The organism is Myxococcus sp. MISCRS1 (genome assembly GCF_026626605.1).
GTDB lineage: Bacteria > Myxococcota > Myxococcia > Myxococcales > Myxococcaceae > Myxococcus > Myxococcus fulvus.
In genome coordinates this window covers 6,359,118-6,384,026 of record NZ_JAPNKB010000001.1, presented here as the reverse complement: position 1 = coordinate 6,384,026, position 24,909 = coordinate 6,359,118, and the positions used below count along the sequence as shown (strand labels likewise).

22 protein-coding genes are annotated in these 24,909 nt (G+C 69.8%); 10 read left to right on the top strand and 12 right to left on the bottom strand.

Going from position 1 to position 24,909, the window contains the following annotated elements; translation table 11 throughout:
- Window positions 1–112: 112 nt before the first annotated feature.
- Both OWM54_RS25410 and OWM54_RS25405 read right to left on the bottom strand, forming a co-directional pair.
- Window positions 113–2,227: a cation:proton antiporter gene (locus tag OWM54_RS25410; protein ID WP_141325543.1), complete on the bottom strand. Its 2,115-nt coding sequence runs from the start codon at window positions 2,225–2,227 to the stop codon at window positions 113–115.
- Between the two features lie 185 nt (window positions 2,228–2,412).
- Window positions 2,413–2,889, bottom strand: coding sequence for a hypothetical protein (locus OWM54_RS25405; protein ID WP_267699170.1), 477 nt, complete (start codon window positions 2,887–2,889; stop codon window positions 2,413–2,415).
- 379 nt (window positions 2,890–3,268) lie between these two features.
- On the opposite strand from OWM54_RS25405, the gene OWM54_RS25400 reads away from it, so the two are divergent.
- Window positions 3,269–3,817, top strand: coding sequence for a putative ABC transporter permease (locus tag OWM54_RS25400; RefSeq protein WP_141325547.1), 549 nt, complete (start codon window positions 3,269–3,271; stop codon window positions 3,815–3,817).
- A 185-nt stretch (window positions 3,818–4,002) separates the two neighbouring features.
- Window positions 4,003–5,037: a rod shape-determining protein gene (locus tag OWM54_RS25395; RefSeq protein WP_011556714.1), complete on the top strand. Its 1,035-nt coding sequence runs from the start codon at window positions 4,003–4,005 to the stop codon at window positions 5,035–5,037.
- Between the two features lie 70 nt (window positions 5,038–5,107).
- Here OWM54_RS25395 and OWM54_RS25390 read toward each other — a convergent pair whose 3' ends face one another.
- Together OWM54_RS25390 and OWM54_RS25385 are read right to left on the bottom strand one after the other, a co-directional pair.
- On the bottom strand, window positions 5,108–5,677 hold the full coding sequence (locus OWM54_RS25390; RefSeq protein ID WP_223749664.1) for an imm11 family protein: 570 nt from the start codon (window positions 5,675–5,677) through the stop codon (window positions 5,108–5,110).
- 15 nt (window positions 5,678–5,692) lie between these two features.
- Window positions 5,693–7,036, bottom strand: a complete 1,344-nt coding sequence (locus OWM54_RS25385; RefSeq protein WP_267699169.1) for an AHH domain-containing protein — start codon at window positions 7,034–7,036, stop codon at window positions 5,693–5,695.
- 121 nt (window positions 7,037–7,157) lie between these two features.
- Between OWM54_RS25385 and OWM54_RS25380 the strand changes: the two genes are divergently transcribed.
- Window positions 7,158–7,934 (top strand): hypothetical protein, encoded by a 777-nt coding sequence (locus OWM54_RS25380; protein ID WP_223749662.1) that lies wholly within the window; start codon window positions 7,158–7,160, stop codon window positions 7,932–7,934.
- A 6-nt stretch (window positions 7,935–7,940) separates the two neighbouring features.
- On the opposite strand, the gene OWM54_RS25375 is transcribed toward OWM54_RS25380, so the two are convergent.
- Window positions 7,941–8,714: a glutathione S-transferase family protein gene (locus tag OWM54_RS25375; RefSeq protein ID WP_267699168.1), complete on the bottom strand. Its 774-nt coding sequence runs from the start codon at window positions 8,712–8,714 to the stop codon at window positions 7,941–7,943.
- A gap of 47 nt (window positions 8,715–8,761) precedes the next feature.
- Between OWM54_RS25375 and OWM54_RS25370 the strand changes: the two genes are divergently transcribed.
- Genes OWM54_RS25370 through OWM54_RS25355 form a run of 4 tightly spaced genes read left to right on the top strand, consistent with a single transcriptional unit; the run spans window position 8,762 to window position 11,953 of the window.
- Window positions 8,762–9,400, top strand: coding sequence for a macro domain-containing protein (locus OWM54_RS25370; protein ID WP_267699167.1), 639 nt, complete (start codon window positions 8,762–8,764; stop codon window positions 9,398–9,400).
- Between the two features lie 30 nt (window positions 9,401–9,430).
- Window positions 9,431–10,384 (top strand): YdeI/OmpD-associated family protein, encoded by a 954-nt coding sequence (locus OWM54_RS25365; RefSeq protein ID WP_324289147.1) that lies wholly within the window; start codon window positions 9,431–9,433, stop codon window positions 10,382–10,384.
- Entirely contained in the window at window positions 10,384–11,142 is a 759-nt protein-coding gene (locus OWM54_RS25360; protein WP_267699165.1) for an ABC transporter ATP-binding protein, read from the top strand. The genes OWM54_RS25365 and OWM54_RS25360 overlap by 1 nt, the downstream gene beginning before the upstream one ends.
- A gap of 4 nt (window positions 11,143–11,146) precedes the next feature.
- On the top strand, window positions 11,147–11,953 hold the full coding sequence (locus OWM54_RS25355) for an ABC transporter permease (RefSeq protein ID WP_046716604.1): 807 nt from the start codon (window positions 11,147–11,149) through the stop codon (window positions 11,951–11,953).
- Here the strand turns inward: OWM54_RS25355 and OWM54_RS25350 are convergent.
- The 6 genes from OWM54_RS25350 to OWM54_RS25325 all read right to left on the bottom strand — a co-directional run bounded on the left by OWM54_RS25350 (window position 11,950) and on the right by OWM54_RS25325 (window position 19,936).
- On the bottom strand, window positions 11,950–14,040 hold the full coding sequence (locus OWM54_RS25350) for a prolyl oligopeptidase family serine peptidase (RefSeq protein ID WP_267699164.1): 2,091 nt from the start codon (window positions 14,038–14,040) through the stop codon (window positions 11,950–11,952). The two genes, OWM54_RS25355 and OWM54_RS25350, sit on opposite strands and share 4 nt — an antisense overlap.
- Before the next feature lie 149 nt (window positions 14,041–14,189).
- The gene (locus OWM54_RS25345; protein WP_267699163.1) at window positions 14,190–14,918 is read right to left on the bottom strand and encodes a 2OG-Fe dioxygenase family protein; all 729 of its coding nucleotides are present in this window, start codon (window positions 14,916–14,918) and stop codon (window positions 14,190–14,192) included.
- A 162-nt stretch (window positions 14,919–15,080) separates the two neighbouring features.
- Window positions 15,081–15,920, bottom strand: coding sequence for a c-type cytochrome (locus tag OWM54_RS25340; protein ID WP_267699162.1), 840 nt, complete (start codon window positions 15,918–15,920; stop codon window positions 15,081–15,083).
- Between the two features lie 15 nt (window positions 15,921–15,935).
- A complete protein-coding gene (locus tag OWM54_RS25335) occupies window positions 15,936–17,054 on the bottom strand; it encodes a metallophosphoesterase family protein (RefSeq protein WP_046716607.1) in 1,119 nt (372 codons plus the stop codon).
- Window positions 17,055–17,067: 13 nt separating this feature from the next.
- A complete protein-coding gene (locus OWM54_RS25330) occupies window positions 17,068–18,381 on the bottom strand; it encodes a cytochrome-c peroxidase (RefSeq protein WP_267699161.1) in 1,314 nt (437 codons plus the stop codon).
- A 181-nt stretch (window positions 18,382–18,562) separates the two neighbouring features.
- The gene (locus OWM54_RS25325) at window positions 18,563–19,936 is read right to left on the bottom strand and encodes a DUF2156 domain-containing protein (RefSeq protein WP_267699160.1); all 1,374 of its coding nucleotides are present in this window, start codon (window positions 19,934–19,936) and stop codon (window positions 18,563–18,565) included.
- A 643-nt stretch (window positions 19,937–20,579) separates the two neighbouring features.
- On the opposite strand from OWM54_RS25325, the gene OWM54_RS25320 reads away from it, so the two are divergent.
- The 3 genes from OWM54_RS25320 (at window position 20,580) to OWM54_RS25310 (ending at window position 23,879) form a co-directional block, all read left to right on the top strand.
- A complete protein-coding gene (locus tag OWM54_RS25320; RefSeq protein ID WP_267699159.1) occupies window positions 20,580–21,200 on the top strand; it encodes a hypothetical protein in 621 nt (206 codons plus the stop codon).
- Window positions 21,197–21,781 (top strand): hypothetical protein, encoded by a 585-nt coding sequence (locus OWM54_RS25315; protein WP_223749650.1) that lies wholly within the window; start codon window positions 21,197–21,199, stop codon window positions 21,779–21,781. Before OWM54_RS25320 ends, OWM54_RS25315 begins: the two co-directional genes overlap by 4 nt.
- 157 nt (window positions 21,782–21,938) lie before the next feature.
- Window positions 21,939–23,879 (top strand): DUF7594 domain-containing protein, encoded by a 1,941-nt coding sequence (locus OWM54_RS25310; protein WP_267699158.1) that lies wholly within the window; start codon window positions 21,939–21,941, stop codon window positions 23,877–23,879.
- A gap of 141 nt (window positions 23,880–24,020) precedes the next feature.
- On the opposite strand, the gene OWM54_RS25305 is transcribed toward OWM54_RS25310, so the two are convergent.
- The gene (locus OWM54_RS25305; protein ID WP_324289146.1) at window positions 24,021–24,785 is read right to left on the bottom strand and encodes a biosynthetic peptidoglycan transglycosylase; all 765 of its coding nucleotides are present in this window, start codon (window positions 24,783–24,785) and stop codon (window positions 24,021–24,023) included.
- Window positions 24,786–24,909: the final 124 nt, after the last annotated feature.

Here is a 24,909-nt window from a genome sequence, read left to right as displayed (position 1 = left end):
AGGACGCCCAGACACATCGCCCCTTCCGTGGACTGTGAGGCAAGGAAGCGTGCTCGCGCGGCAGGGGGCCGCGACGGGGGCGGTGAGGCTCACCGCCCCCCAGGCGGACAGGCTACCCGTGGGCGCGCGTCTCCTCCGGAGCAGAGGGCTCGGGCGGCGGCACCGAGGGTGGCGCGCCCAGCAGCAGCGCCTTCGCCGCGTCCACCGCCTCGCTCGTCCCCGTCAGCGCGAGCACGTCGCCCACCCGCAGCACCTCCTGCGCGGTGGGCACCGACAGGCTCTGCTCGCCACGCTGGATGGCCAGCACCGTCGCGCCCGTGAGGCCACGCAGGTTCACCTGGGCCAGCGTCTTGCCCGCCCCGGGGCTCGACTCCTCCAGCCGCACGGAGGCCGGCGCGCCCAGGCCCGGCAACAGCCCCTGCACGTGGTCCAGCGCGTGCTCCTCCGCGCCCGGCTCCTTCGAGTGCGACTGCGCCGCCAGCGCCGCCACCAGCACCTGCGCGCCGGCGCGCACGTGGCCGTGCAGGTTCGTCGCCCCGCGCCAGAACGCGACGCCCAGCGCGCCCACCAGCACCAGCAACACCAGGGGGCCCGCCACGCCCTTCAGGAAGGGCTGCGTCACCACCACCACCGGGATGGCCACCAGCAGGACGATGCCCACCTGCAGCGTGACGAGCAGCACCCGCCGAGGCGCCGCGGCCAGGTCCAGCTTGCCGTCCTTGCGCGCCGGCAGCGCCGCCTCGGACAGAATCGAGCCCAGCCGCCGCGCCATGCCGATGACGCCCAGGATGAACGGCACCGCCAGCAGCACGGCGCCGCCCAGGATGAGGTTCTTCGACAGGTCCTCGTCCACGCCCGTCTGGACCTCGACGAAGTGGGCCATGCGGTCCGCCATCAGCGCCGTGCCGATGACCAGGACCACCAGCAGCACCGCGTCCAGCACCAACAGCCGGATGAGGCGCCGCACGCCCGCACCCAACGTCTCCCGACGCGGCGCCTGCCGCAGCCGCTCCACCCACGTACCGTACAGCGTGACGAAGGTCTGCAGGGGCTTGGGCAGCTTGCGGTCCACCCACGACGCCACCGGCCCCGAGGCCTTGATGAGCAGGGGCGTGGTGAGCGTGGTGATGGCCGACACGGCCACAGCCACCGGGTAGATGAACGAGCCGGTGGCCTTCAGCGACAGGCCCAGCGCGGCGATGATGAAGGAGAACTCGCCAATCTGCGCCAGGCTCAGGCCCGCCTGCACGGAGGTGCGCGTGCTGTTGCCCGTCAGGAACGCGCCCAGCGCCACGCTGACCAGCTTGCCGACGATGACCACCACGGTGAGCACCAGGATGGCCGCCCAGTGCTCCATGATGAGCGCGGGGCTGATGAGCATGCCCACCGACACGAAGAAGATGGCCGCGAACATGTCGCGCACCGGCTGCACCAGGTGCTCGACCAGCTTCTCCTCACCCGACTCCGCCACCAGCGAGCCCGCGAGGAACGCGCCCAGCGCCACCGAGTAGCCGAACGACTGGGCCAGCAGCGCCACCGCGAAGCAGATGCCCACGCTCGTCACGAGCGTCGTCTCCGGCCGGTTCAGCTTGATGACCGCGCGCATGGCCCGGGGGATGATGAACAGGCCCACCGCCACCAGGCCCACCAGGAACGCCACCAGCTTGCCCGTGGTCAGCGTCAGGTCCTTCACGGACAGGCCCGCGCCCGTGGAGATGGCCGTCAGCGTGGCCATCAGCAGCACCGCGATGAGGTCCTCGACGATGAGCACGCCCACCACCAGCTCCCGCAGCTTCCCGCGGATGCCCTGCTCGTCGAACACCTTGGCGATGATGGTGGTGCTGGACACGGCGATGATGGCGCCGGTGAAGATGCTCTCCAGCGTCGTCCAGCCGAAGGCGCGCCCCACCACGAAGCCCAGCCACACCATGATGCTGCACTGGATGACGGCCGTGAGCCCGGCGGTGAACCCCACCGAGAACAGCTTGCGCAGGCTGAACTCCAGCCCGAGCGAGAACATCAGCAGGATGACGCCCAGCTCCGACAGCGTCGTCACCACCTCCTGGTTGGCGACCAGCGGAATCGGCAGGTAGGGGCCCACCACGAGGCCCGCGAGGATGTAGCCGAGCACCACGGGCTGGCGCAGCTTCTGGAAGACCACCGTCGTCACCGCGGCGACGCACAGGACAATGGCAATGGCCTGGAGGACCTCGTGGGCTCCGTGCATCAGGTCACCTCAATCTGGAAGACTCGGACGGGACGCGCCCCGCTTTTTTCCGAGGACTCGGAAAGACAAGGGCCATCCCTCGGGGATGAAAGGAAAAGACGACGTCACGCCGGGCTTCTCGCCCGGACCACCGCGGGACTCCACGCGCGACCCCGGCCCGGCAGAGGGCCCGCGTCGCGCACGGGTCAGCCGAACTCGGGCGGTCCGCGCAGCGTCCGACTGGCGATGGAGGGACGGTCCGCGACTTCCCCGCTCGACGTGGGCGCCGCCGGGGCACGACGTTCGCGCAGGGTGACGCGCGTGAAGGCGTGGTGACGCTCGCGGCCCCAGCGGTACAGGGCCAGCAGGTCCGGCTCCAGCCCCGTGCGGGTCCGCACCGAGGAGGCCGCGAAGACGACGGGCCCCGCGCCCACATGGAGCCCCAGGTCCCAGCCGCCCAGGTCCGTGATGTGGAACTGCGCGCCCCAGCGCCGCGAGGACTTCTTGGAGGACCCGGCGCCCTGGAGCACCGACGTCACGCCGGAGTCGGCGTAGAAGCCGCGCTCGGGGGTGCTTCGGGTGGGGCACTCGGCGTCCCCGGCGCGCAGGACGGTCACCAGGACCAGCGCCATGCCCAGGGCCAGCAGCCCGGCACGGAGCAGCTCACCCCCGGAACCGGGCATTCGCGATGTCGGGCCGGGGGAGCGCATCGGCCGTTCAGGTACTACGCCGGACATGGCCCCGTAAAGCGCGGGTTGTCCCCCGCCCGCCAGTCCGCTCAAGCCCCACCGCGCGGACGAGGTGGCGAGCGCGTGGAGCGGCGGCGCGGCCATGTGCCCGTGGCTCCACGCGCCCTGACGCGAGGGGACGACACCCCGTTCCAGGCGGGTGCGTCACCGGGCTGTAGGCCCATGTCCTCCTCTCCACGGATGAGTCGACCGGGACGCGGCGCGAAGGCGCGCGTGGACGATGACAACGTCCGCCCGTGCACAGCGATGGCAGGCGTCGATGCGGCGCGTGCATGGGCGTGCGGCCGAGGGGGAGCATCCCTAGGTTGAGGGGGTGCTTTCACGATTCCTGCTCTACGGGTGCACGGGTTGGGTGCTGGAGGTCCTCTTCACGGGGGCGAACGCGGCCCTGCGCCGGGACAGGAGCGCCACGGCGCAGACCTATCTCTGGATGCACCCCATCTACGGGGGGACGGCGCTGGCGCTGGAGGAGGTCTCCGCCAGGCTCAAGCCCCTGCCCCGGCCGGTGAGGGCGCTGGCCTACACGGCCCTCATCTTCGGGGCGGAGTACGCCACGGGGTGGCTCTTGAAGAAGGTGCTCGGCCGCTGCCCGTGGGACTACACGCCGCACCGCTGGAGCGTGCACGGGCTCATCCGCCTGGACTACGCGCCCGCCTGGTACCTCACCGCGCTGCTGTTCGAGCCGGTCCGCGACGGGCTGCTCCACGTCACCAGCGAGGCTTTGCGGCACACGCCCGAGTACCGGGAGGCCGAGGAGGCCGGGGTGGTGCCCGCCGGGTGCCTTCCCGAGGGCGAGGCGGAGCAGGCGGGTGTGGTGGCCACGCGCTTCGAGCGGGCCCAGGTGGTGGAAGTCTCCCCCTGAGGCGGGGGTTCGTGGGGGGTGGACCTTCCCCCGCCCGAGTCCGCTGGTCGACTGCTCCCCAGGCGGTTGTGAAAGGGCTTCCGGCTTTTCTTCCTCCGTGCCGCGTCGCGTAGTACCTTCGCGGCCGCATTCCCCCACGCGCCAGCGGGAAATTCCGCCGACTCTCCGAAAGTTTCCGCCCTCGTATGTTCGACTGGCTTCACACCCTCTTTTCGCGCGACCTCGCCATCGACCTCGGCACGGCGAACACGCTCATCTACATCCGCGGTCAGGGCATCGTGTCCAACGAGCCCTCGGTGGTGGCCGTCCAGCAGGACGCGCGCGGGGGCAAGAAGGTCCTCGCGGTGGGCAAGGAAGCCAAGGAGATGTTGGGCCGCACGCCGGGCAACATCGTCGCCATCCGGCCGATGAAGGACGGCGTCATCGCCGACTTCGAAATCACGGCGGCGATGCTGCGCTACTTCATCCAGAGCGCGCACAACCGCAAGACGCTGGTGAACCCGCGCATCATCATCGGCATCCCCTCTGGAATCACGGAGGTGGAGCGCCGCGCGGTGCGCGAGGCGGCGGCGAACGCGGGCGCGCGCGAGGTCTACCTGATTGAGCAGCCCATGGCGGCGGCCATCGGCGCGGGCCTTCCGGTGACGGAGCCCAGCGGCAACATGATTGTGGACATCGGCGGTGGCACGTCCGACGTCGCGGTCATCAGCCTGGCGGGCATCGTGTTCGCCAAGAGCGTGCGCATCGGCGGCGACAAGCTGGACGAGGCGATCATCCAGTACGTGAAGCGCAAGTACAACCTGCTCATCGGCGAGCGCACGGCGGAGCTCATCAAGATGGGCATCGGCACGGCGTATCCGACGGACGAGGTCATGACCATGGAGATCAAGGGTCGCGACCTGGTGGCCGGTGTGCCGCGCACGCTGACGGTGTCGAGCGACGAGGTGCGTGACGCGCTCGCCGAGCCGGTGAACGGCATCGTCGAGGCGGTGAAGCTGACGCTGGAGCGCACGCCGCCGGAGCTGGCCGGTGACATCGCCGACAGGGGCATCGTGCTGGCCGGTGGTGGCGCGCTGCTGAAGAACCTGGACACGCTGTTGCGTGAGGAGACGGGCCTGCCGGTGTTCCTGGCCGAGGACCCGCTGTCCGCCGTGGTGATTGGCGCGGGCAAGGCGCTGGAGTCGCTCGACATCCTCCGCCAGGTCTGCCAGCCGGGCTGAGCCTCGGCCCTGTCGTGAGCACCGCGGCGCCGTGCCTCCTGGAGGCCGGCGCCGTTCGTGTTTCCAGGGGTCAGACCTCGGTGAACCTCACGCCGGTGACTTGAGCGCGCTCCAGTGCGAGCTTGAGGTCCTCGGAGACGATGAGGCCCAGGTCCCAGCCCCAGGTGCGGAACACCTGGGCGTCACCGACCTTCGACTTGTCGATGCGCATGCCGATGACGGACTTGTAGTCACCCACCCGGTCGGGCTGGCCGTGTTCAGGCTTCCAGTATCGGACCTCGTCGGAGGCTTGGTCGTCGATGCAGCGGATGAGCCGGGTAACGACCACGAGGAGGTACTGGTCCGGCATCCCTTGGATTTCGATGGGGAGGAGCTGCACCGTGTCAGGTGCCAGCTCCGCGAAGAGCTCCGCGACCCGGACATGGACGACGGGCGCCATGCCGAGGGCCGTGGTGCTGAACTCCAGGCTTCGCCCGGGCTCTTCGATGGGGATGCTCAAACGTCCTTGCGGTGGAAGCGCTCGCCCGGCACGGAAGACAAATGGGTCCTCCACCTCCTGCCCCGTCTCATCCGCGGGGTCCCCCAGGGTCCAGTTCCCAGACTCCATCACCTGCGCGAGCTTGAAGTAGCGCTTGGGCATATCTGGCTCTCTATCTCACTTCCTCTTCGTCACCAGTTCGTGGAGCTCTGTCCCCTTCGTCCTGACTTCGATGGCCACGGACCGGAGTTCGGCGGTCAGCGCCTTGCGACAGGTCTCCACGGTACGACAGCTCCTTACCGAGTCGTTGAGCCGAGCATAGACGGCTTCGTGATACCGCTGCGGGTGAGGACCCCTGTGGCCCCTCACCTCCACGATATTCTCCGGGTCTTTCAGCTCCATTCCTGCTCTTCGGAACAGCTTCCGGAACAATGGGGTCCAGGGCCCACCCCGGACAGTGGAGATGCTGTTCTTGTCCGTGGCGATGTGATGGCGATGCGGCTTGCTCGCACCGTTTTCCCGACCCGCCATCGCCAGCGCATTGGGTGCGAGCGCGATGGTGAGTCCCTCGCCCGACACCGCGACCGAACGCACCGCCCCCATGGCCGCGAACTGGAAACCCGCCTGAGATTCGACCGCCAGCGCCGCCTGTGCGGAGCCCGGCAGTTGCGCTGACTTCGCCGCCAACCCCGCCGTGTTGCCGATAGCGGCGGTGGCCAACATCACGAAGACACGCGCTGCGTTCTCCCCCAGCACCGCTCCAAATGCGGAGCCCGCTTCGTCGAGCTGCTCGAAAGTGGTGGCACGGTCCACATCCCTGACGAGCGCGCACCATCCACCGATGATGCCCAACACCGTGTCGACGCCCAGGTAGGCGATGGCCGTCACTGTCAGCAACGTCGCCAGTCCCTTCGACACGGGCTCGGGCAGAGACCACAGGAGCATGTACATCGTCACCGAGGCCATCACTACCGAGAGGACTTGCCGAGGGTCGGTCATGTCCTCCAGCGCCTCGGCTGACTCCTCCCAGACCGAGCCCATGGCGATGGCCATCGCCAGCACGTACTTGCCATCACTGCCGAGCAGAGGACCCTCCTCCAGCAGACTCAGGCAGTCGCCCGGCGTCCCCTTGTTCCGACACCATCGGCCATAGGCCTGGGTCATCTCCTCGTCCGCATAAGTCTCCAGAAGGTGTGGCCCCTCACCAGGAGGCTCGCCCCTGGCCGAGAGCCGGTGCGTCCGGTGCTCGTAGAGGTACAGCCCGCTGCGGGAGGGGAGCCCGAACAATTCACGGGCCTGCCTCATGGGGTTGTTCGAGGGAGCGACATCACGCGCCAGGGACTTCATCGCGTCCTCGAACTCGTCATCCTCGAGTCGGGCCTCGGCAAGCTCCGCACCCACTTCCTCATGGGGCGTCAGGGTGTAGACCTCGCTCCCCGTGTCGAGACGAACGACCCGTGCCGAGGAGCATCCCACACCCGTCAACAGCATGAGCAGCGCGACGCACCAACGTGGCGACATGGGCCCTCCATGGCAGGAGCCAGAACCATGCCTCGCGGCCCTGACACGTCCCCTCTTCCAAGCCGGCAAGGGAGCACGAGCGGGTTTGACACCCACACAGGCCCTGGATTGTGGTGCGCCCATGAGCACATCCACGGTTCGTCACACGTTGTCGAAGGTCCTCGCCGCCACGCTGCTCGTGTCCTCGCCCGCGCTCGCGGACTGGGTCGGTGACCTGCGCGTGAAGAGCGCGCCCCCGCCCGGCCAGAAGGCCGCCCCGGAGACCAAGGGCAAGATGTACGGCCGCACGGGCATGCTGCGCATGGACCTGTCCCCCGCCGAGGTCCCCGGCGGCATGTCCATCCTCTTCAACTGGGAGAAGCGCACCGGCTCCACCCTCTTCCACGAGCGCAAGGCCGCCACCACGCGAAACCTCGACGACATGTCCGTGAAGATTCCCGGCGCCTGCTCCGGGAAGAACCAGGACTTCGACGCGTGCTTCAAGGAACAGGGCTTCAAGAAGGTCGGCACCCAGAAGGTCAACGGCCACCCCACCGTCATCTATGAAGGTGTCCCTCCCGGTGCCGAGGGCGCCGTCGAGCGTCAGAAGGTGTGGCGCCCCACCGACCTCCCCGAGGTCGCCTACGTGCGCAGCCAGACCTTCGACACCAAGGGCAAGCTCCAGGCCGAAATCGACGTCACCAACATCAAGGTCGGCGAACAGCCCGCCTCCCTCTTCACCATCCCCGCTGACTACGAGGAGCTCGACGCCCCCGGCCCCAACGACTCCGTCATGGGCTCCTTCAAGCCCGAGGACTTCAAGGGCAAGTCGCCCGAGCAGATCCAGGAGATGATTCGTCAGCGCATGGCCGCACCCCAGGGCGCGCCGCCCGCGCCCCCGCCCGCGAAGACGAAGTAGCCCGCCTCAGCCCGCGCGAGCCACCACACCGCCGTCCCCCAACAACGCGGGGCGGCGGTGCTTCGCGTACAGCGAGTCCCGCCACGCGAGCAGGTCCGGGAACGCCGCGGCCAGCGACTCGTGATGCCACACCTCACGTGTCCCCGGCCCCACCGGCAACCACGCATCATCCACGGGCCGCACGAACTGGAGCATCAGCCCCGCCGTGATGTCCGCGTACGTGAAGCCGTCCATCAGATAGGGACGCCCCTTCAGCTCCGCGCGAAGCCGCTCCAACGCGGGGACCGCCTTCTCATGCAGCACCCGCTCGGGGTCCGCCACCGCGTGATGCTTGCGCGAGATGAACCGCACCCCCAGCCGGGCCACCGGCGTGGACACCCCACGAAGAAACCCAGGGATGTACGCGGGCAGGCTCTCCCGCTGCGCACGCGGATTCTCGAGCATCCGGCGCAGCACGTTCGCCCGGGCGACCCCCAGCACCGCGTCGCTCACCAGCTCCCAGCGCTCGATGGTCTCCATCGCACTCGCGGGAAACAGCGGCGCACCGCGCCCCTGTGCCTCCGCCCTGCGTGCAATCGAGAACGAACCCGTCGTCGCCCCTTCCGGCTCCACGAGCAACGGCACCGTGGGACGCGTGCCCTTCGGCGTGCGCCAGCGCAACGCCAGCTCACCCGTCAGCGGCGTGTGCTCGCGGTAGCGGTAGTCGACACCGTGGTGGTCCAACGCCCAGAGGGCCTTCTCCGTCCAGCCCGAGTACCGCAACCCATACAGAGTGCGCATAGGCCCCGGAACCTACGCCGGACCTGGGCGGGATGTATAACCCGGACATGACGCCTCCCCTCCGACTGCACCTGCGTGACCTCAGCCACTCCCTGGTGGAGGCCTGGCGCCAGGAGTTCGCGGGCCTCGACGGCGTCACCATCTCCCGAGGTGACATCTTCTCCGAGCGAGAGGGACAGGTGTCCCCCAAGGACCCCATCGACATCCGCGCCGACGCCATCATCAGCCCCGCCAACAGCTTCGGGTTCATGGATGGCGGCATCGACGCCGTGTACACGTACCAGTTCGGCCAGCAGGTCCAGGACCGCCTGCGCGAGCTGCTCGAGAAGGACTGGGGCGGCGAGCTGCCCGTGGGCAGCGCGGTGCTCGTCCCCACCGGCCGCGAGGAGATTCCCTGGTGCATCAGCGCGCCCACCATGCGCGTGCCCACGGATGTCAGCGAGACGGTGAACGCCTACCTCGCCATGCGCGCCTCGCTGCGCTGCGTGCTCGCGTACAACAAGACGGCGAAGACACCCATCCGCACCATCCTCACCCCAGGCCTGGGCACCGCCGTCGGCCGCATGCCCGCCCTCCGCTGCGCGCGACAGATGAAGGACGCGTGGCTGCGCACCGTGGTGGGACCGGACTTCATCCCCGGCACGCTCCGCGCAGCCGCGACGGACGACGCCCGGCTGAAGCCATAGCGCCGCGGACCCGTGCTACAAGCCGGGCCCATGAGCCCTGCCCGCGAGCCCCGCTCCTCGACGAAGCAGTCCTCCCGCCCCGCGTCGAAGCACGGGAAGACCACCACCCCCGTGAAGGCCGCCCGCAACGCCCTGGCCGCGAAGTCGGTGGCGCCGCAGACGCCTCCTCGCGGCGCCAGGCGCGGCAAGTCTTCCCTCCCGAAGACCCCGGCCAGTGCAGCGACCGGCAAGTCCTCGGCCACGAAGCCCACCGCCAGCACCGCGACACGCAAGTCCGGCGCCCGAAAGACGCTCGCCAGCGCGACGCCCCACAAGTCCCCGGCCGCGAAGCCCACCACCAGCGCCGCTCGAAACCCGCCCATGCCATCCAAGTCCGCGCCCGCAGCGACGAAGACACCGTCCGCCCCCGCCCCCACGGATGGCCTGCCCATCGTCTTCTTCGAGACCCCCGCCGCCTTCGACCGCTGGATGGAGAAGCACCACACCTCGCGCGGCGCGTGGCTCAAGTTCACGAAGAAGGGCCACAGTCCCACCTCCGTCACCTACCAGGAGGCGCTGGAGGTCGCGTTGATATGGGGGTGGATCGACGGCCAGAAGGGTCGCTTCGACGAAACGGCGTACCTGCTGCGCTTCACGCCCCGCGGCCCGCGCAGCATCTGGTCGAAGATCAACCGCGAGAAGGTGCTCGCCCTCATCGACGCCGGGAAGATGCGCCCCACGGGGCTGGCCGAGGTCGAGAACGCGAAGAAGAGCGGCCGCTGGGACGCCGCCTACGACTCCGCGCGCACAGCCACCGTGCCGGAGGACCTCGCCCAGGCCCTTGCCGCCAACCCGCGCGCCCAGGCGTTCTTCTCGACACTCAACTCCGTCAACCGCTACGCCATCCTGTTCCGCGTCCAGAACGTCAAGAAGGCGGAGACCCGCGCCCGCAAGATCGCCGAGTACGTCGACATGCTCGCCCGGAACGAGAAGATCCACACCTGATGCCCGCCTCCAGTTCCTCCCCCGTGCTCGCCGTGCGCGAGCTGTGCAAGACCTACGCGGGCACGGTCGCCGTCGACGGCATCTCCTTCGAGGTGGGCCGCAACGAAATCGTCGGGCTGCTCGGCCCCAATGGCGCCGGCAAGACGACGACCATCAACATGGTGCTCGGCGTGCTCGAGCCCACCTCCGGCTCCATCCACATCCAGGGCGTGGACCTGGCGAAGCACCGCTCCCAGGCCCTGGAGCGCACCAACTTCGCCGCCGTCTACGCGCCCCTGCCCGGCAACCTCACCGTCGAGCAGAACCTGCGCTACTTCGGGCTCATCTACGGCGTGAAGCACGTCTCCGAGCGCATCGAGACCCTCCTGAAGGAGTTCGACCTCGTGCGCTTCCGCGACACCAAGAGCGGCGTGCTGTCCTCGGGCGAGCAGACCCGCGTGGCGCTCGCCAAGGCCATGCTCAACCAGCCGCAGCTGCTCCTGCTCGACGAGCCCACCGCGTCCCTGGACCCGGCCACCGCGAAGGACATCCGCGCCCGCATCCGCGACTTCGCGGCCCAGGGCACCGGCGGCGTGCTGTGGACGTCCCACAACATGTACGAGGTCGAGGAGGTCTGCGACCGCGTCCTCTTCATGTCGCGCGGCAAGGTGCTGCTCCAGGGAGACCCTCGCAAGCTGCCGCAGGAGCACGGCAAGGCCACGCTCGAGGAGCTGTTCATCACCGTCGCCCGCGAGCCGCTCGCGCTGGGGAATCACTGAAGCCATGCGACTGTCCCGCGCCGCCGCCGTCGTCCTGCGCCAGTTCTATCTGCTCAAGGGCAGCCCCTCGCGCGTCTTCCCCCTCTTCGCGTGGGTGGCCATCGACATCGTCCTGTGGGGGTTCATCACCCGCTACCTGGGCACCATCACCCACGAGCCCGGCATGGACCTGGTGCCCGCGCTGCTGGGCGCCGTCCTCCTCTGGGACTTCCTCACCCGCGTCATGCAGGGCGTGACGATGGCCTTCTTCGAGGACGTCTGGTCGCGCAACTTCCTCAACGTCTTCGCCACGCCCATGTCCATCAGCGAGTACGTGCTGGGGCTGGTGCTCTCCAGCATCGCGACCAGCTCGGTGGGCCTCGTCGTCATGCTCGTGGTCGCGGGCACGGTGTTCGGCCTGTCGATGCTCGTCTATGGCGCCATGCTGGTGCCGTTCCTGCTGGTGCTGTTCCTCTTCGGCATCGCGCTGGGCATCATCGGCACGGCGGTGGTGCTGCGGCTGGGGCCGTCCGCGGAGTGGTTCATCTGGCCCATCCCCGCGCTCCTTTCCCCGTTCGTCGGCGTCTTCTACCCGCTGTCCACGCTGCCCTCGTGGATGCAGGGCATCAGCCGCATGCTGCCGCCCTCGTACGTGTTCGAGGGCATGCGAGCCATCGTCGCCGGTGGCTCGGTGTCCTGGTCCACGGTGGCGCTGGGAGGCGGCCTCGCCATCCTCTACATCCTGCTGGCCGCCTTCTTCTTCACCCGCGTCTTCCGCCACGCCGTGCGCACGGGCCTCATCGCCCGCTACAGCGCGGAGAGCGTCAGCTAGGGCGCCGCGGCGTCCATCAACTGCTGCGACAGGTACACGTGGTGCAGCGCCCACCGGCGCGCGTTCAGCATCGGGTCGGAGTCGTTGCTGTGCCCGCCGTCCGTGTTCTCGTAATACAGATACGGCAGACCCATGGACTCCAGCTTCGCGGCGAACTTGCGCGCGTGTCCCGGGTGGACGCGGTCGTCCTTCGTGTTCGTGGTGATGTACGGCTTGGGGTAGCGCACGCCCGGCTTGAGGTTCTGGTAGGCCGAGTACTTCGAGATGAACGCCGCATCCTCGGGCACCGCCGGGTCGCCGTACTCGCCCACCCAGGACGCGCCCGCGGGCAGCTTCGGGTAGCGCATCATGTCGATGAGCGGGCTCTCGATGACCGCCGCGTTGAGCAGCTCCGGCCGCTGCGTCATCACCACGCTGGTGAGCACGCCACCATTCGAGCGCCCGTAGATGCCGATGTGCTTCGGCGACATCACCTTGCGGCGCACCAGGTCTTCCAGCACCGCGGCGAAGTCATCGAACGCGCGCTGACGCTTCTCGCGCAGGGCAGCCTGGTGCCAGCTCGGGCCGAACTCACCACCGCCGCGGATGTTGGCGACGACGTACGCGCCGCCCCGCTCCAGCCACAGCTTGCCCATCTCCGGCAGGTAGACGGGCGGCTTGGACACCTGGAAGCCGCCGTAGCCGTACACCACCGTCGGCGTGACACCGGGCGCCTTCGGCTTCACCGGGCGCACCAGGAAGTACGGCACCTTCGTCCCGTCCTTCGACTTCACCCAGAACTGCTCCACGCGGTGCTTGGACGCATCGAAGCGCGCGGGCAGGGACTTGATGCGCTTCACCTTCCCCGCCGCCGCGTCGCCGAACCACAGCGACCCAGGCTCCAGGAATCCCTCCGCGCCCGCGAACACCTGGTCGTGCGAGGAGGACGTGTCGACGATCTCCACCGAAGCGTTCTTCGGCATCGCCAGCCGCTTGCGCGTCCAGCGCTTCTTGCCCGGCGTGTAGACGTCCAGCGCGCCCTTCACGTCCTCGTACACGTTGACGAGCAGCAGGTTGCGCGTGGCCGCCACACGCTCGATGCCCTGGCGGGGACCGGGCTGGAGGATGAGCGTGGGCTTCGCCTTCGCCGGGTCCGCCTTCAGCGCCGCCAGCGGATAGGCCAGCAGCGCGCCCTGCTTGAAGCCGCCCCAGTCCTCCTCGATGGTGAAGACCACCTGCCCCTGGAGGAAGGCCTGGAAGGACACCTTCCTCGGGAACGGCAGCCGCACGGGCGCCGCGTCTCCCAGGAGGTACAGCTCCGACTCGTAGAACGTCACCCCGCGGTTGACGAACACCGCCTGGAGCGCGCCCTCCTCGTCGCGCAGGATGATGGGCGACGCGGAGACGTCGGTGCGCTCGCCGCGGAACACCTCCGTCGCCTGCTCCACCGGCGTGCCGCGCTTCCAGCGCTTGAGCACGAACGGGTAACCGGACTCGGTGAGCGTGCCCCCTCCCCAGTCACGGCCCACGAGCAGCGTGTCCGTGTCCAGCCAGTCCACGGACTGCTTGCCCTCGGCGAGCTTGAAGCCGTTCTCGACGAACTGCTTCGTGCCCGCGTCGAACTCGCGCGCCTCCACCGCGTCCTTGCCGCCGTTGGACAGGCGCACGATGCAGCGCTGGTCCGCGGGGGGCAGGCACTCCTTGCCCTTCCATATCCAGTTGGCGCCCTCCGCCTTCGACAGCGCGTCCACGTCCAGCACCGTCTGCCAGGGGATGGTGGGGCTCGCGTAGCCCTCCGTGGTGGTGTGTCGCCACTGGCCGCGAGGGTTCGTCGCGTCCTGCCAGAAGGTGTCCACGCCGCCCGCGCGGAACGAGGGGCCGGGGATGCGGTCCGTGGCGGTGAAGATGCGCAGCGCCTCGGCCTGGAAGGGCTCGAAGCGCGGGTCCTTCTCCAGCACCGCCTCCGTCTTCGCGTTCTGCGCGCGCACCCACTCCAGCGCGCGCTGTCCCTGCACCTCCTCCAACCACAGGAAGGGGTCCTCCTCCGCCATCGCCGCCGAAGCGGTCAACAGCCCGGTCAGCAGCGGCGCGACAAACAACCTGCCCATGGTCCTCGTCTCCTGGTGGGGATGCGGCGGGCCTCCAACACGGCTCGGCCGCGCCCATTCCAGGCCACGGCCCCACGCCCTCCCACACGGCAGGCAGCTTCCCTTGAAGCGCGGGGTCCCCACCACCCACGCCCCGTCACCCCGTCGGCTCAGGGGCCCTGGAAGCCCTTGGCGCGGAAGGTGAGCACCAGGGTGTCGCGGTGTCCTGAGGCCCCCAGCGGCTGGATGGGCGTGCTCTCGTGGATGACGCGCTCGTCGTCGAGCAGCAGCGCCGACCAGGGCTCCGTCAGCGTGAAGCGGATGCCGTTGGGGCCGGCGGCCTCGAACACGCGCGTCTCGCCGCCCTTGATGCCGTCGCGTCCGACGAGCAGCACCACGACGAAGTCCACGCCGTCGCGGTGCGCGCCCTCGGGCGTCGGCCGGCCGATGCCATCCGTGGTGTCGATGCGGAACTGGTGCGCCTCCACGTACCAGGGCTGCGCGCCCTTGAGCGCCGAGCCGCAGGCCGCCAGGCGGCTGAGCAGCCGGGGCCACTCGGGGTGCTCGACGACGGTGGACGTCATCGGCTCGAACCAGCGCTCCAGGCCGCCGTGCAGGGCGTTGTACTCGACGGGCTGCCAGTGCGCGCGGTGGGGCACCGGGGTGACGGTGTCCCCCTCCACGACGAAGCACGAGTGGCGGCGCGTGCGATACCGGCCACCGTCCCGCAGGTAGCCGTCCGTCGGCAGCGCGTCCCAGGTGGGCCGCCATGAATCCAGCTCCGCGGCGGGGATGCCCACCAGCTCGGACAGGCCCGCGCGGTCCAGCACGGCGTAGCCCCTGTCTCTCAGGGCGTTGACGGTTTCGGAGGGAGCGCTGATGGGGGGCGAGAAGCTCATGCGTCTTGCCGGCCAGACATCGTCCTTCCGGACACCGCCGTCAACCCTCGCGTGCGCCCCGGGCTCGTCGGTCCCCCAACCGACACCGGACTGTTCCGGTGGGCGGGCGCCTCGACTGTGCACCCGTGCCCCGCTCCCCCGAGGCACGGGCCCGCGCGCGGGCTACTTCTTCCCGTACTCCAGCTTCACGCCCTTGCGCTGCGCGTAGATGTAAGCCTCCATCGCGCGCATCCGGGGGTCTCCATCCGCGAGCGGCTTGCCGCGCACCGGGTTCTCGATGCACCAGTTGATCATGTCCCGCAGCAGCGCCACGCGGCCCAGCTGCACCTGGTACTTCGGATATGTCTCCGGGTGGGTGTTCGATGCATCCGGGTGACACATGTCACAGGATACCGCGATGGTGCCGCCCACCGCCGCCGCGTCGTGGAACACGCGGTGGCCCTCCTCCACGAACTGCTGCGTGGACGCGGCCCACACCGCCTCATCGCGAGGCGTGAAGGCGCCGTAGGAGTGGCCGTCCTGGATGTTCGCGCCGGCCTCCTTGCGCACCTCGCGGCCGCCGCTCTCCGCCGTGACGCCGCCCTCGCGCACCACGCCGCCCGTCGAGGGCTGGTTGGTGCCCATGGGCGGGTTCGGCTGCGGCTGCTTCTGTGGCTGATTCGCGGCCTGCGCCACCACGCGCCGCACGGGCGGCGGGTCCCACGTCGCGTCGGGGTTCTTCTGGTGCCACGCGGCCATCAGCTCGTCGGACACGCGCTGGGCCTGCTCGCGCGTGAGCGACTCGCCCTCCTTGACGCCCTTCACCTCCAGGGACGTCTGGCCGTCGCACATGCCCACCACCAGGTTGCCGTCCTTCGACACGGGCACCTGGTGACGCGGCAGCGGCTCTGTCTTCAGCGAGGACGCCTTGGGGCGCTCGGCGGGACTGGTGGCCAGGGCCACCCCTCCCGCGAAGGACAGCAGCGCTCCGGTTCCCACCCACAGCTTCATCCGGAAGTTCATCGTGTCGCCTCGCGCTCAGTAGCTCGGAAGCTTCGTCCGGGGCGGCGCGTCCTGCTTCCCACCCGAGCCCAGGTAGCTGGCCCGGACGGTGATGGGGTTGCGCTCCCAGAGGTTGTACAGCTTGTCCACCAGACCCGACTCCAGCACGTCCATGCGTCCGTCTCCGCACCCGTCGAACTGGCTGAACGGGTCCGGCCGGTTCATCTGCACCGTGAGCTGCGGCAGGCCCTCGGGCGCGTACGGCCACGGCCACGCGGTGGACAGCATCCCGTGGAACTGGATGTTGCCGATGCGGTTCGACAACAGCTGGTGCGTGTGCCCGTGGATGACGGTGACCTTGTCGAAGGGCTTGAGCAGCGCCTGGACCTCGTCCGCGTCGTCCGTCCAGAAGTTCCAGGGGCGGTAGTACTTGTAGAGCGGCGAGTGGCTGAAGACGATGACCGGCGTCTTCTTGTCCACCTTCGCCAGGTCCTGCTTCATCCAGGCGCGCTGCTGCTCGCCCACCTCGAAGCGGGACTGGATGCCGTTGTCCAGGCCCGCGACAATCTGCATCCGCTCCTTCGGCGTGAGCTTGCGCTCCGTCCAGAAGTCCTTCTCCAGGATGGAGTTGAGCACCACGAAGTGCACGCCCTTGTGGTCGAACGAGTAGTTCGGCGCGCCGAACAGGTCCTTCCACATGTCCCCCATGTCGAGGAACCAGTCGTGCTCGCCCACCATCATCTTCACGGGCGCCTTGACGCTCTTGAGAATCTGGGCGCCCAGCTTCAGCTCGCCCGGCGCGCCCAGCTGGGCGAGGTCCCCGCCGAAGAGGACGAAGTCCGGCTGCGGGTCCAGCCCGTTGACGTCGTCCACCGCCTTCAGGATGGAGCGCACGAAGCGGTCATTGAGCTTCTGCTCGTACAGGTGCGTGTCGGAGATGTACGCGAAGGTGAAGCGCGGCTTGGTGCCTTGCGCCTCGGCCACGTTGACCAGCTGGAAGCTCTGCGGCGTGCGCAGGCCCATGCCGGCGACGATGCCGGCGGACATCCCCGCCACGCGCAGGAAGGCCCGGCGGTCCAGGCGCTTGAGGCCCTCGAAGAAGGCGTCGCGCTCCTCGTGGTGCTTCGTCTCGATGCTGCGGAACTTGTTCCCCATGGACGGCGCCTCCTCAGGGCTGCTTCGTCGAAGCGGGTTTGGGCAAGGTCTCGGTGCCATACACGCCGATGTCCGCCGGGTTCTTCACCGCCAGGTCCGGATTGGGCGCCAGGTCTCCCAGGTTCCCCTTCTTCCCCATCGCCACCGCGGTGTCCCGCTCCGGGCGCTTGTTCTTGCGCGCGCGCTGCTTCGCCAGCTCCTGGCCGTTGAGCTTCGTGAAGCGCTCGTCGGTGAGCGTGAAGAGGAAGGCCACCAGGTCGTCGATTTCGGGCTCGGTCAGCCCCAGCCGCTGCATCCCTCCATCGAGGAACGGGTTGGCCACGCCGCCCTTGTTGTAGTGGTCCATGACGTCCCACAGCGTCGCGAGCGTGCCGTCGTGCATGTACGGGGCGGTGATGCCCACGTTGCGCAGCGTGGGCGTCTTGAAGGCCCCCACGTCGTTCTCCTGCTTGGTCACCAGGAAGCGGCCCAGCTCGGAGAAGCGCGTCTGGAGCGCCAGCTCGTCGATCTGCTTCTCGTCGCCCAGGCGGACGATTTTCAGGCCCTCGCGGGCCAGCTGCGGGAAGTCCTGGTTGTGGGCGGAGACGCCGATGTTGTGGAACTTCTGGTCGCTGAACAGCGGCGACACGGCGTTGCCCGCGTGGCACGAGTTGCAGCGCGCCTTGCCGTTGAACAGCGCCCAGCCCCGGCGCTCGGACTCGTTGAGCGCCTTCGTCTCGCCGTGGATGAAGCGGTCGAAGCGGGCGCTGCCGGAGAACTGCGTGCGCTCGAAGGCGGCGATGGCCGCGGCCAGGTCGTCGTAGTTGATGTCGCGCTTGAAGACCTGCTGGAAGGCGGTGACGTACTCGGGGATGCCCTTGAGCTTGGCCACCACGGCCTCGGGGGACGGCATGGCCATCTCCACCGGGTTGAGGATGGGCAGCTTCGCCTGGTCCTCCAGCGTCGCCGCGCGCCCGTCCCAGAACTGCGAGGCGTTGAAGAGCGCGTTGAGCACCGTGGGGCTGTTGCGCATGCCGAACTGGCCCTTCACGCCCGCCGACACCGGCAGGTGGTCCGTGAAGCCCTTGGCCGGGTCGTGGCACGTGGCGCACGACACGCTGTCATCCAGGGACAGACGCTTCTCGTTGTAGAGCTTCTCTCCCAACGCCACCCGCTCCGGCGTGGGCGCCGCGCTCTCCGGCACCGACAGCTTCCACAGCACGGCCGACACCCCGGGCGGCAACGGCGAGGGTGGCGGAGCCGAGCGCGGGGCTTCGGGCGCGGCGTGGCTCTCGTGGACCCACAGCAACACGGCGAGCGACAGGGCAACGCCCCACGGCGTTCGCATGGTCACCCCTCCCAACCGGCGACGGACGGCGCCGCGAGAAAGTCGCGGCGCCCGAAGCCGGAACAGCTCTTTCCGGAAAACACCATTCTCCCTGCCTTCGGGTCCAGGCGACTTTCGGAGGAGTGTCGACCTGTGGAAACCCGCGAGGGCGGGATGTCCGGCAGGGAATGAGCGCGGTGCGTCAGCGCGCGGGCAGGCGGAAGTCGCGAGCGCGCACGAGCAGGCCGGAGGCGGTGGCGGGCGCGAGGATGGCGGCGGTGATGACCAGCCAGTCGACGGGGCCGCGCGCTCGGGGCGCGTTGTAGACGGCGGCCTGGACGAAGGTGAGGCACGCGTCCGCGGCGGTGAGGCACACCAGGGCGGTGGCCAGTCCATCGCGCCAGCGGCGCACCAGCGAGAAGAGCCCCGCGGCCAGCGCCACGTCGAACAGCACCCAGCTCCACTGCACGCGCAGGGACGGGAACCAGCGCGTGGTGGTGGGCAGCGCGAGCAGCGCCGTCCAGGGCACGAGCAGCACCGCGAGCCCGTGCACCAGCAGGCGGGGGCGCCTGAGCAGCGTGGCCACGCCGAAGCGCACCAGGCTGCCGCGCGCGAAGGCTCGCAGCGCGTCGTAGACGGCGAGCACGCCGCCGCGCGGCTCCGGATATGAGAGGTGGAGGGGCACCCAGGAATCGGGGCGGAACTTCGCCTTGAAGGTGCGCAGGCCCTCGAAGTCGAACAGGGGCCTGCCGCAGGCGCGCGCCAGCCGCAGCCACGGGCGCACCGGGCCGGAGAGGGGCGCGAGGCCCAGCGTCACGTAGCGGCGGTCCTCGGCGGCGGCCGTGCGCATGGCCGCGTCCACCAGGGCCTCCGCGGTGCCATTGGGGGACTCCGGGTCGCGCACCAGATCCTGGAGGAACCAGCCGTCGCGCGCGTAGACGGGGGACACGAGCAGGAAGCCCATGAGCTCGCCCTTCGCCTCGGCGACGAAGGCGCGCCGCTCGCGCGCGAAGGAGTCCGGGCGCAGCTGGACCAGGAAGCCCATGGGGGCCATGCGCCGCGACGCGAGCCACCGCTTCTTGAGCCGCTCCAGCGCCTGCCGCGAGGGGTGCTCCGCGTCCTCGAGCACCTCCGAGGGCAGCTCGCGCACCACCACGCCGTGAGCGCGCGCGCGGCGCAGTTGCTCACGCAGGCTCTTGCTGCCGCGCACCATGGTGTCCCAGCGGGAGGGCTCCCACACCGGCTGCTCGCCGATGGAGAGCGACTCCATCGGGACGGCCTCGGTGAAGCGCGGCTCGGTGGCGAAGAAGCACACGCGCCGACCCTCGCGCCTCGCGGCTGCACGGAAGCCCTCCGCCGCGCGCGCCAGCGACGCCTCCGCGGCGATGGGCGCTCCGGCGGCGACCCACGCACCGCCCGTGTCCACGTACGCGACGAAGGCGTCACCCGCGGGGTCGAACCAGTAGCGGAAGCCCGGCATCAGCACCTGGAAGGACGTGGCGTTCCAGCCGAACCGGCGCAGCAGCTCCAGCGCGCGCTCCCGCTCCGCCCCTGCGTGCTCCTGCTCGACGTCCACGGCCCTGGTGCTCCTCGGGCCCGTCAGGCCCGCGTGTACGGTGCGGCGGCATCCCCAGGCGGGCACCGCGCTCGCCTGGCCGGCATGCCCGGGTGATGAGGCCGCACCCTTCGCGAGGGTAGCGTGCACCCCACCGCCAAGGGGCGTTGGTGCTCCTCATGCCATGAGGCTCACAGCGTCGCGCTGTGAGTTCCACTCATGCGCCAGACGCGAGGCTCGGAGCCTTCGCGAGCCGACCCGCTCCCGGTCGCCCGCCAGCACGCCCACCGCTCCGCCCATTGGTGTTCCCGCCCATCCGCCGGATGCACACGGGCTCATGTCTTTGGCAGGCATTGAACGAATCACGAGACACCAGGCAACCGGACCGACAGAAGACACGGCTGCTCGTGCATGAGTGTGGTTTCACCGGGGCAGGTTGAAAATGACCGCCCGGACCACCCATCGACCCCGCCGCTGTCGAGCGATACAACCTCGCTCACGTGAGGCGCACGCCGGACCCGCGTCGCCCACTTCAGGAGCACCCCATTTGAAACACTCCAGACGTTCTCGCGTGCGAGCCATTGGCACCGGAACCGCCGCCCTGTGCAGTCTCCTCGCCGCCTGGCTGTCTCCCCTGCCCGCCTCCGCGGAGCCCCCTGCCGGCGTGCGCACCAACACCGCGCGTCTGATGGGCTCGGACGCGGCGGAGGTCATCGACGCGCCCGTGCTCGGGCTGCAGCGCTCCGCGTTGCCGTTGTTCGCGGGGCTCGCGCTGGACACCTCCGTCTACGCGGACCTGCTGCTCGCGCCCAACCTGGGCCTGCGCTGGGCGCTCGCGTCCGGCCCGCACCGCTTCGTCCTGGGCGCGCGCTACACGCACTTCGTCGGCGCCTCCGTCTACTCGGGCATCGTCGAGTCCCGGACGACCGGCCTGCAGCGCTTCGAGCCCGAGCTCCAGGGCCCCTCGTTCTACGCCGTCTACGGCCTGTCGCTCGGCCGGCTGCTGGTGCAGGGCGAGGCCCGCTACGCGCGCTACACCACCGACTACCTGTCCTTCACCGGCGGCGCGGCCTTCAACTTCGTCGGGCACTGGTCCGTGGTCGCGGAGGCCGGCGTGCGGGTGAAGGGTGGCGCGAAGCTGCGCGCCGCCGCGGGCATCCGCTATGGCGGCGAGGGCTTCGGCCTGGGCCTCGGCGCCACGTATGTCGACCTGAGCGACCCGGCCGTCCCCGGCGAGACGCTCCCCGTCCTTCCCGTCTTCGATGTCTCCTGGTCCTTCCGATGATGCGCGCCCTCTTCGCCTGCAGTGTCCTGATGTTGTCCGGCTGCTCGGCGCGCATCGACATCGCGACCGAGCCCTTCGACGTGCGCGTGCCCGTCACCTCCGTGCTCCAGCCCGTCTACGCCGAGGTGGCGCTCGACCTGCCCGAGGAGTCGGTCAACACCGAGGACCTGGACATCGTCGTGGAGGAGGTCTCCTCCACGTTCACCATCGTCAACCCATCCCCGTCGCTGACGCTGCGCACGTCCATGCGGCTGTCCTTCACCGGGCAGGCCACACCGGACGAGCCCCTCGTCTACTCGGACCTGAACCGGCCCGCGTACTACGCGCAGGCGGCGGAGATCCTCCCCACGCGGGACTTCGACCCGGAGACCCGCACCCCCATCCGGTTGGACCATCCCGCGCTGAAGGACGCCGTGGGCAAGCGGCGCGTCTGGTTCATCGTCAGCAACACCGTCGTGCGCAGCGGGCTGGGCACACCCCGGTTCCCCGTCGAGATTGTCCTCGAGGACATCGTGTTCCAGGCCGTGCTGACCAAGCCCTTCCCGGGATTGGGTGGCGCGCTGGAAGCGGGCGGACTGTAGCGCCCCACGCCGGGCCCTCGTCTTCTTCCTCGGAGGAAGCGCCTTGCCCCTCGCCTCGTCCGTCGGGATGAGGCGAGGGTCGGGCCGCGCACGTCCGCGCGCGGCACCCTCGATGCACAGCCGGCCTCCTCGCGAGCACGCGGCGTGGAGGGGGACGATGCACGGAAGCAGGAAGCGGGGATGGCGAGAGGCGGGGGCGATGGCGGTCCTGGCGTTGCTGCCGCACTGTGGCGGCCTCACGTCACCCGAAGCGGTGACGCCCCTGGACCAGCAGGGCGACTTCGCGACCGGAGGCGGCACCTTCGTCGCCGTCGCGGATGCCCACGTCGACTCCGTCAGGCCCCACAAGAACTTCGGCGCCGCGTCACAGCTCTACGTGGACGATGCCCCCGTCGAGTACCGCTCCTTCCTGCGCTTCGAGGTGTCGGGGCTGAAGGGCCCGGTGAAGCGCGCGGTGTTGCGGCTGTTCGTGACGAACGGCTCGGGCCATGGGCCTGTCGTCCGGCTGGTGGACTCCGATTGGAAGGAGGACAGCGTCACGTTCGACCGGCAGCCCGCCGCGGTGGGCCCCGCGTTGTCCGACGCGAAGGAGGTGCGCGCCGGCCGCTGGGTGGAGCTGGATGTGACGTCCGCGGTGACGGGGAACGGCACGCGGGACTTCGGGCTCTTCTCGACGGACATCGACGGCGCGGACTTCGCCTCGCGCGAGGACGTGGACCCGGCGATGAGGCCGCGCCTCGTGGTGGAGACACGGGAGCCGACGGCGCCTCCTCGGACACCCGCACCGGATTGGAGCTGGCATCGAGGTGGAGCAGGAGACGAGCGCGTCACGGCGATGGCGAGCGCGGAGGATGGGCTCGACTTCCTCGTCGCGGGCGCCTTCAAGGACAGCGGTGACTTCGGCGGCGAAATCTTCCAGGGCGAGCGAGGACTCGTCGTGGCGCGCTACGGCGCGGATGGCTCGCACCAGTGGTCGCGAGCCTACACGGTGGGCGAGCGCGTGGAGGCCACGGGGCTCGCGGTGGCGACCTCGGGTGAGGTCTGGGTCGTGGGCGCGTATCAGGGTGACCCAGACCTGGGCACGGGCGCGCTGACGTACATCGAGGAGGCGTCGGTGGCGTCCGGCATCTTCCTGCTCAAGCTGTCCCCGGAAGGGACACCGCTGTGGTCCCGAGGCTTCCGCGCGGAGCTCTCAGACACGCGCTCGGGGCTCGCGAGGGCACAGGCGGTGACGCTCGACTCGCGAGGGAGCGTCATCATCACGGGCCACTTCACGGGCGAGATGGGCCTGGGGCGCGGGAGGCTCTACGCGGACCCGGGGAACCGGACGCGGGATGACTCCGTGCCCGCCCTCTTCCTCGCGAAGTTCCATGCGAGCGGGGCGCACGAGTGGTCGCTCGCGTTTCCTGGTGGGGACGAGGGCTCGAGCGCGGAGGCACTCGCCACGGATGGAGCGGGCTTCATCTACATCGGCGGGCACACGGACTCGTGGCTGCTGAACGCGACGGGCGGAGAGACGCCGTTCCTCGGCAAGCTCTCCGCGAACGGCACGCCGCAGTGGTTCCGCGCGTTCAACGGAGCCAAGGGCAGCATCCGTGCGCTCACGCCCATGGCACGTGGGGACGTGGCCTTCGTCGGTGACGTCAGCGGCCGGTTCTCCTTCGACGGGAAGGAGGTCGAGGCGAGCGAGGACGTGCTGCTCGGTACGCTGCACGAGACGGCGGCGGATGGCTGGGCGCGCGTCATGGGCGGCGCGGGAGCCGCGCGCGGCCAGTCCCTGGGCCGCAGCTCGAAGGGCGAGCTGGTCGTCGCCGGCTGGACGCGGGACGCGAAGCTGGACCTCGGAGGCGGCGCGCTCGGGAGCACGGCGCTCTCACGGGGTGAAGTCCTCCACTTCGTCGCGCGCTACGACAGCACGGGGAAGCACCTCGACGCCCGGGAGCTGGGGAGCACCGCGCCGGACAGCGTGGCCCTCCAAGTCACGTATGGTGGCCAGGCCCGGCTCTGCGTTCCCTTCACGAAAGCCCTGGCGCCCGGAGACACGTCGTACACCTCGCGAGGCGCGGGAGACCTGCTGTTCCTCCAGCTCACGCCCTGAACGCACGACCACCGCTCAGCGGAGGCCACGAGCCACCTTGGAGGCTCGTGAAGCAGGCTCCCACGGAGCGACGGCGCGAAGAGGCACGGGCATCAACCAGGCGCACGATGGCACCTGGCGCTTCGCGAGCCATCGCGCAGGTCACGCGTCGTCGTCCGCGCCTTCGTCTCCATCGTCGCTCTTCCCCGCGGGCGTGCGCCCCAACAACCGGTCGATGTCCCCGCGCGCATCCGTGGCCTGCGCCTCGGAGATGCGGCCCACGGACTCCATCCGGTCCACAATCCAGTGCGCACGCCGCCACAGCGCGCGAGAGCCGGAGGACGGACCACGCTTGCGCGGCGCGGGCAACATCGCGGCGAGGATGGCCCCCTGGGCCACGGAGACCTGTGACGCGGACACCCCGAAGTGCTCCCGCGCTCCGGCGTCGATGCCATAGACGCCGTTCCCCCACTCGACGACGTTGAGGTACAGCGTGAGGATGCGCTTCTTGGAGAGCGCGTCCTCCAATCGCCGAGCGAGCACCAGCTCCTTCGCCTTGCGGAACAAGCTGCGGTCCGTCGACAGCCAGAGGTTCTTCGCGAGCTGCTGGGTGATGGTCGACGCCCCGCGCCCCAGCTGCCCCTTCGCCCACGCTTCCCCCAGCGCCTTGCGCATCTCCGTCGTGTCCACACCCTCGTGCAGATAGAAGCTCGCGTCCTCGGAGATGAGCACCGAGTCCACCGCGTGCTTCGGCACCGACGCGAGCGGCACCCAGTGCTGCCGCCGACGGACCTTCTTCCCCTCGGCCCGAGCCTCCTCGGCGCGATGGTCCATCAGCGCGGTCGACTTCGGGTTCTCCTTCTCGAGTGACGCGGCCTTGGGGAGCGTGACGTACTCGTACAGCCCGAAGCCGAGGAGCAGCGCCACGGCCCCGAGCACCAGCTTGAATCGCCACGTCCTACGGCGACGAGGCGCGGGGGCCTGCGAGGACACAGCCACCACCGAAGGCGTCCGGGCCGTGGCCTCGGGACCCTCCGGCGAGCCTTCCGGT

Coding starts and splice junctions, on each gene's coding strand:
- OWM54_RS25355 (WP_046716604.1), top strand. CDS start 11,147: ATGCGACTGTCCCGCGCCGCCGCCGTCGTCCTGCGCCAGTTCTATCTG.
- OWM54_RS25330 (WP_267699161.1), bottom strand. CDS start 18,381: ATGCGAACGCCGTGGGGCGTTGCCCTGTCGCTCGCCGTGTTGCTGTGG.
- OWM54_RS25390 (WP_223749664.1), bottom strand. CDS start 5,677: ATGCCCAAGCGCTACTTCAAGCTCGCGCAGGTGATGGAGTCTGGGAAC.
- OWM54_RS25365 (WP_324289147.1), top strand. CDS start 9,431: ATGAGCCCTGCCCGCGAGCCCCGCTCCTCGACGAAGCAGTCCTCCCGC.
- OWM54_RS25350 (WP_267699164.1), bottom strand. CDS start 14,040: ATGGGCAGGTTGTTTGTCGCGCCGCTGCTGACCGGGCTGTTGACCGCT.
- OWM54_RS25345 (WP_267699163.1), bottom strand. CDS start 14,918: ATGAGCTTCTCGCCCCCCATCAGCGCTCCCTCCGAAACCGTCAACGCC.
- OWM54_RS25385 (WP_267699169.1), bottom strand. CDS start 7,036: ATGTCGCCACGTTGGTGCGTCGCGCTGCTCATGCTGTTGACGGGTGTG.
- OWM54_RS25340 (WP_267699162.1), bottom strand. CDS start 15,920: ATGAACTTCCGGATGAAGCTGTGGGTGGGAACCGGAGCGCTGCTGTCC.
- OWM54_RS25405 (WP_267699170.1), bottom strand. CDS start 2,889: ATGCCCGGTTCCGGGGGTGAGCTGCTCCGTGCCGGGCTGCTGGCCCTG.
- OWM54_RS25410 (WP_141325543.1), bottom strand. CDS start 2,227: ATGCACGGAGCCCACGAGGTCCTCCAGGCCATTGCCATTGTCCTGTGC.
- OWM54_RS25395 (WP_011556714.1), top strand. CDS start 4,003: ATGTTCGACTGGCTTCACACCCTCTTTTCGCGCGACCTCGCCATCGAC.
- OWM54_RS25370 (WP_267699167.1), top strand. CDS start 8,762: ATGACGCCTCCCCTCCGACTGCACCTGCGTGACCTCAGCCACTCCCTG.
- OWM54_RS25380 (WP_223749662.1), top strand. CDS start 7,158: ATGAGCACATCCACGGTTCGTCACACGTTGTCGAAGGTCCTCGCCGCC.
- OWM54_RS25310 (WP_267699158.1), top strand. CDS start 21,939: ATGCACGGAAGCAGGAAGCGGGGATGGCGAGAGGCGGGGGCGATGGCG.
- OWM54_RS25315 (WP_223749650.1), top strand. CDS start 21,197: ATGATGCGCGCCCTCTTCGCCTGCAGTGTCCTGATGTTGTCCGGCTGC.
- OWM54_RS25375 (WP_267699168.1), bottom strand. CDS start 8,714: ATGCGCACTCTGTATGGGTTGCGGTACTCGGGCTGGACGGAGAAGGCC.
- OWM54_RS25335 (WP_046716607.1), bottom strand. CDS start 17,054: ATGGGGAACAAGTTCCGCAGCATCGAGACGAAGCACCACGAGGAGCGC.
- OWM54_RS25360 (WP_267699165.1), top strand. CDS start 10,384: ATGCCCGCCTCCAGTTCCTCCCCCGTGCTCGCCGTGCGCGAGCTGTGC.